This is a genomic window from bacterium (assembly GCA_018812485.1).
Taxonomy (GTDB): domain Bacteria; phylum JAHJDO01; class JAHJDO01; order JAHJDO01; family JAHJDO01; genus JAHJDO01.
The window spans coordinates 23,156-29,689 of sequence record JAHJDO010000085.1 but is presented as its reverse complement, the minus strand read 5'-3'; the positions used below and the strand labels follow the sequence as shown (position 1 = coordinate 29,689).

Below are 6,534 nucleotides of genomic sequence, written 5' to 3'. Positions count from 1 at the left end.
CAGGAGGGAGATAGAAAGCCGTATTGTTATACCTATTATTGGACACAGCAGGGAGAGAGGAAAAGTGAGCACAGAAAAGCAGCTACAGTGATTAAAGGAAACATAATGTATCTAACTTTTAAGATAGAGTTTCTGAAGAATGAGGAAAAAGCATCAGGTAGCTTATTCATAATAACAGAGACAACAAAGACAGTCATGAAACCATTCAGCTTTTCTATTAAGTGTAAAAAAAAGAAACCTGAGCCGGTAACGGTGAAAAAAGAAGAGAAAGAAAATAAGCAGATAATGATGTCCAGTAAATCCCTATCAATTCTTTTCAAGAACGCTGAGGAGGGGTTTGCGCTAGATGATATCATAAAAAAGGATGCAAATCTTTCGCTTCTCCACAAGGGAGAGAGCAGGAATATGCTCTGGCAGATATCATTAAAATCCGATAAAGGGCGCGGCCAGGGTTATAGTATCAATAACAATACCAGGGCAGAAAAATCGTATAAAATCAGAAAATCAGGAGAAGAAAAAACACTTTTTCTTTACTGGAAGAACATAGATATTGAAAATGAATCGAACGTCCTGGATGTGACAGCTCAGGTGGATGTAAAAGACGATGATGATTTTGCCTACTGGAAGATATCAATCAAGAACAGAAGCAAGAAATACGGACTCTGGCGGATAGACTACCCGATAATTAATATAGCGCCTATAAAGAAAGATCCTGTAAATAACTATTTTGTCATTCCGTATGGCAAAAACGGTTATGTTATTCAAGATCCTTTTTACACAGATAAGAAAAGGAAAGTCGATGTAGCAGTTGAAGGCGGTAGATACGGCGGTTCCATGAGAATGGGATTTATAGCATACTATCATTCATCAGGAGACGGTCTTTATTTCGGGCTATATGATTCAGGAAGCTATGAAAAACATATCAGACAGGGGATTCACAGGTCTAAAGGCTACAATGAGCTGATTTTTGATCATGTACCCGACAACATGGGATATGCCGGAGAGGACTATACTATGTCTTATCCAATCGCAGTCAGAGCTTTTAACGGTGACTGGTATGATGTTTGCCAAATATACCGCAGGTGGGCACTGGGACAGTACTGGTGTCAGAAAGGGCCTCTTTCAGAGAGGAAGGACATTCCGAAATGGTATCTAAACTCTCAGGGTATATGCAGGTTTACACATACATATTCTGTTATTCCAGAAGAAAGATTTCAGGATCATTTTCAGAAAGTAACCGAATTCCTTGGAGCCCCTCTTACAGTTGCATATTATTCTTGGCAAAAGTTTAATCCATATAAATCAATCCTTTCTTACTCTTATTACTGGCCGTGCTCCACTGTACATGGTGGAAGCTTTTCCGAGCCGGTAGAAGGATTCAGAAAAACTGTGGATACAGTTCATAAAGCAGGCGGATATGTACTGCCATATATTAATAGTTTAAATTATGACCAGGGTGCAGATGATGCTTCGGAAGCAAAGCCATGGGTAAGCCAGGACATCAAAGGTAATCGAACTGTCTATTCACCGACGGAACCGAACTGGGATATGTGCCGTGCCACAAAATGGTGGCAGGAGAGATATGCTTCAGTCTGTGCCTGGCTCGCAAAAGAATATGATATAGATGGTATATATATGGACAGCTTCGGGGCAAATCAGAACCGCTGTTTTGATACAAATCACGGCCACACTCATGGCGCGGGCAATTACAATATTATGGGGCAACGTGAATTTGTAAAAGCTGTGAGAAGCTCATTATCCAAAGTAAAACCTGAATCTGTCTTGACTATTGAACATAACGGCGAGTGCTATATTGACCTTGTAGACGCTTCGCTTACTAGTCACATAATATCGCATAATTATGCTCCGTTGTTCCATGCTGTATACAATGACTACTTCATGACCATGGGTTCAGCTTTTTACTATATCGCCTGCGAGGATACACCTGTTGATTTTGCAATGGAAATGGGAAGGGTTTTTGTGGTAGGTAGCAAGATAGGAAGATTTTATATATACCATAAGGATTGTTATCTGATCAATCCGAGATATAAAAAACAGGCAGAATATACAAAACTGCTGGTAGACTACAGGAAGAATCTGAATGAGTATTTCACCTATGGGAAACTCCTGAGACCGATAAAGTACGCCCCGGGCTTTTCAACAGTAACCTCGGACAAAAATCCCGCGAACCCTGTAACTACACCGGCAGTTCTCTCGGGCGTTTTTCAGGAGCCTGGAGGCAAGGTAGGAATGGCCTTTGTCAATGTAAGTGAAGGAGATGCAAAAATTAACTTTAATTATGATCTTTCTGAGTACATCAAAGCTGACAAGTGCAGTATGTTTAGTGTTGACAGGAAAGGTGAAAGAAAGGATTTAGGTATTGTAAAAACAGCTGGATTTAATTATGCTAAAGAAGTTAAAGTTTTGGATGCATACTTTCTCGAGTTTTCAGCAGATTGATTATACAAGTAGACAGAAAGATGACAGAGGCAATGTTAAAGGATAAGATAAAAAGAGCTTTAAGGAGTGTTAGTTCATTTACACTTATTGAGCTTTTGGTCGTAATAGCAATCATAGCTCTGCTTGCATCACTGCTATTGCCAGCATTGACACAGGCTAGAGAAATGGCGAGAAAGGCGAAATGCATGAGTAATCTGAAACAGATGGGCATGGCACTAATGATGTATTCAGATGACTGGGACGACTGGATCCTGCCGGGATACAGAGCAGGCGGCTCTTGGTATAGTGACCTCATCAGTACAGGTTATATTAAAGGTAATCAAGGAGAAGTTTTTAAATGCCCATCAGATACAAATTTTAAAGTGATTCTTCCAGTTACAGAGGGTGGCTACAACTCTAATAATCTTTCCTATGGAATTAACTTTTACTATCTGGGATCTCCTGATTCTGAGGCTCTCCCTCCCTGGCGTAAGATGCATGAGGTTAAGAATCCCACAGAGACAATTTGGGTAGGGGATAGTGATGGAAACGGAGATAACGATTATCTCATTCGCAGACAGTACACAAGCCGGCATTTGGGTACCAGGCACAGCGGTGGAGCGAATGTTCTGTGGCTTGACGGTCATGTTAACTGGTATCTTGAGGATACGCTGACTGACGTGAGATATTGGGATTTGGAATTTCCATAAAGATGTAAAAGAGCTCTCCTATGAGAATATTTTTGTTTTTGATTTTTTCAGTACATATCATTTTCTCTTTAGATTCCTATGCTGAAATAAAGGAAACGCAGAACATATTGCGTATTTCAGCTGAGAATATATGCTTTGATCTCTCTAAAGCTACAGGACACCTGCAGGACATTGAAGTCTGCGGCAGGAAGTATGCCGGTAGCGGAAGAGCGTTTGTTTCCGATGTTACCCTTTCAAGAGAAAAAGCCGCATCAGGGTCGTCAGAACTGACTAATAGTCAAATTAATCTGCTGGGCATCTCAGCAGAGGATCTGGATAATCTCTATGAGGTATATTCTTCTCCGTCAGCTCATGTGAGTTCCATCCGGATAGCAAACATAAGAGACGACAATTACCTGTTCAAAATTGTCTTTAAGAAGGATTGTCCTTCATACGGTATGGTGCGCATGTATCTCGACAGGGACAATAACCCGAAGACAGGAAGAGAAGGCGAGGGCATGGATTATCTGATGGTAGCACAGGAGGGAGATAGAAAGCCGTATTGTTATACCTATTATTGGACACAGCAGGGAGAGAGGAAAAGTGAGCACAGAAAAGCAGCTGCAGTGATCAAAGGAAACATAATGTATCTGACTTTTAAGATAGAGTTTCTGAAGAATGAGGAAAAAGCATCAGGTAGCTTATTCATAATAACAGATACAACAAAGACAGTCATGAAACCATTCAGCTTTTCTATTAAACTCACAGGGAAACAGAGTTCGGAACTTTTGGTTCCGGTAAATTTTATATTAAAAGACAATAAATTGACCTTCAAACAGGAAACAGACAGCAAAAAAATCTCTGTTATATCCGAGATTACAACTGAGCATAAATACATCAAGTGGAAGATAACTGTAAAAAATAATAGCCGTATCGAGAGAAACTGCAACATAGGTATAGAATTTCCTTTTTATTACGAGTCTAATTGGTACTACTGGGACGGCTTTGCCCCGGGAGCAATCTCGAATACTACTACAGGAAAAACCTATACAGGCATAAGTTCCACATTTCCTCTCGGATGTGTCTATTCCGGTGGGGAAGGCATAGCAGCAGGCTTAAGTCCTGATGACCTTGTCTGCTCAATAGAAAATGGCGTTTCAAAAATTTCCGACAAACCCTGGAAGTTCAGATACGGCATAAGAGCAGCTATTATCCCCGGGGGAAAAGCTACAATCACTATCATAATATTCGGATTCCATGAGAAATACGGATATCTGGATGCTCTGGAGAAGTATTATGATTTTTTCCCCCAGGCATTCAGCCCAGCCGATGGAACGAATCCTTATTTAAGAGGAATGGGTCTCGGAGCCCTGCACTGGAGATACAGCTACAGAGAGGATCTGCCTGATTACAGCGGCGACCTGATAAGACGGCTGAGTTATGGGAAAGGCGGATGGGAATGGGGATATACCTATGACTTTCCAGGGGACTGGGGACTGACACATACTCTGAAATACAACCAGAGCAAAAGACACATTAAAATATTTAAGGAAAGATATGACAGTGCTGAAAGGAATATGACAGCAATAGCTTATTATACAAATCCGCATTGGTGCGAACAATCCATAGTAAAAAAGGAATTCACAGATTCAATCTTTGATCTTGGCCCGTTTCCGAATAGTGATTTTCTTACACACCAGTGGAGAGGAGAGACGATTACTACCACAAAACTTTTTTCTGTAGGAAACAGCTGGGGAGATAATCTGGTCTCAAGCACAAAGAACATCATTAAAACCTACTCTCCTTCAGCAATTGGGTATGACTCAGCTTCAGGTTTTGTAAAAGATTATGGGAAAGCCAGCAGGAATTCTCCAGCCAGAGCGTTCGATGATCAGGGAAGAAGCTATTCAATAGAAGGTATAGGTTATTCAAAGCTGATGGATCTTGCGCACAGTCTTACCAATTCCCGTGGCGAAAGGGTAGGGGCTGTTACAAACCTGAAGCTTGCAGGTGTATTTTCTGATGCATTCCGTTCAGATGCAATACTTCATGAAGGCACTCCTCCTCAATATAATACAGGGGATAAATATGAAAGATTCATGCGTCTCAGGCTTCTTACAGGGAAAAAGACCATAGCGTGGTACAATGCTATTATTCCGGAACGATGGATAAATTGGGAAAAGCTCACACCTCAGGAGACACTTGACACACTGAGATATATAAGAGATGAGATATTACTGTGTTCGGTACACTTTGGGGCACTCCCAAGTACACGGTTAGTTAGCGGTGTAGAGAAATTTTATCTCAATCTTCCTCTTCTTCAGAGACTAGCAGTATCCGGCTGGAGGCCTTCTCCGAAGAGCAGTGTAGGGGAGAACAAACTTCTTCTCTCCCGGTTCGGCGATGAGTTTGGTGGATATTATAGCATTGTGAATATGCATAAGGAAGATTTCTCTTCTCAGTTTAGCACTGATTCTGTGGATGGCAGAAGTGTTATCCTTGCCGATGTCAATGGCCAGGAAGTAAAGAACAGGATTACTCAACAAGGGACAATCGCAAATTTTACTTTAAAAAAACAGTGTTTTAAGGTTTATGAAAAAGCCGCCTTACTGAGCGGATTAAGGCCAGATGCGACAGTTAACACCTGTTATGTGAATACGGAGTTTAAGAAGAAAATACTCAGGATGAGGATAAACTGCCCGAATGCCTCTCTTGAGTGTATATCCGCAGTACCTGAAGAGTATTATCCTGCAAAAGTAGCTGTTATGGGAAATCCTGTAAAATTCAGCTACGAGAAAGAAACAGGATTGATCAGATACAATTTTAGATGTGGAACCGGAACAACTGACGTGGAAGTTGTATATAACAGATGCATAAATATTATCGGAAACCTGCAGGATCTATATGACATAGATTTCTTTGGCATGGAGTCTGCAGATATTATTATCATCAAAAACAATATACATGATAAAAATTACCAATATCCTGCCTGGAGAATACAGGAGTATTTCAGGTTTTATTCAAAAGAAGTACTGGGTATGGATGGGGCTGTTGTAATTCCTGTTAAGGATAAAGAAGGAAGTGTAAAGAAACGTGTGAAAATTATACTTAAACCTGTCAAATTAAAGGGAGATGTATCCGCCAGGATTAAAATATCCAAAAACAGAATAACAATCTCAGGCAGCCAGGAAACCCTTCTGAAAGCCGTATTAAGATTTCTTTCAATACTTGATAAGAAATACCCATATTACGGAAAGTTCATGCTTGAAGAAGGAATACCTGATTATCTCGGCAGAAAGAAGGCGCCGGCTGGTTCTGTTGCTGAGAAGGCAGGCCTTTCTAATTATATACTTAAGGGAGAGATAGGAGAACCATTGAATTAACATGGTTTTGAACGCAAAATAGA

At 40.7% G+C, this 6,534-nt stretch carries 3 protein-coding genes; all 3 read left to right on the top strand.

What is annotated here, in order from left to right; all coding sequences use genetic code 11:
• Positions 1–2,460 (top strand): hypothetical protein (locus KKC91_06825; GenBank protein MBU0478264.1); only part of this gene is annotated, 2,460 nt, incomplete at its 5' end.
• Between the two features lie 20 nt (positions 2,461–2,480).
• Positions 2,481–3,149 (top strand): DUF1559 domain-containing protein, encoded by a 669-nt coding sequence (locus tag KKC91_06820; GenBank protein ID MBU0478263.1) that lies wholly within the window; start codon positions 2,481–2,483, stop codon positions 3,147–3,149.
• A gap of 20 nt (positions 3,150–3,169) precedes the next feature.
• On the top strand, positions 3,170–6,511 hold the full coding sequence (locus tag KKC91_06815) for a hypothetical protein (GenBank protein MBU0478262.1): 3,342 nt from the start codon (positions 3,170–3,172) through the stop codon (positions 6,509–6,511).
• The last annotated feature ends 23 nt before the right edge of the window (positions 6,512–6,534 follow it).

Excerpts from the sequence above, each read along its gene's own strand:
- KKC91_06815 (MBU0478262.1), top strand. The coding sequence starts at position 3,170 with ATGAGAATATTTTTGTTTTTGATTTTTTCAGTACATATCATTTTCTCT.
- KKC91_06820 (MBU0478263.1), top strand. The coding sequence starts at position 2,481 with ATGACAGAGGCAATGTTAAAGGATAAGATAAAAAGAGCTTTAAGGAGT.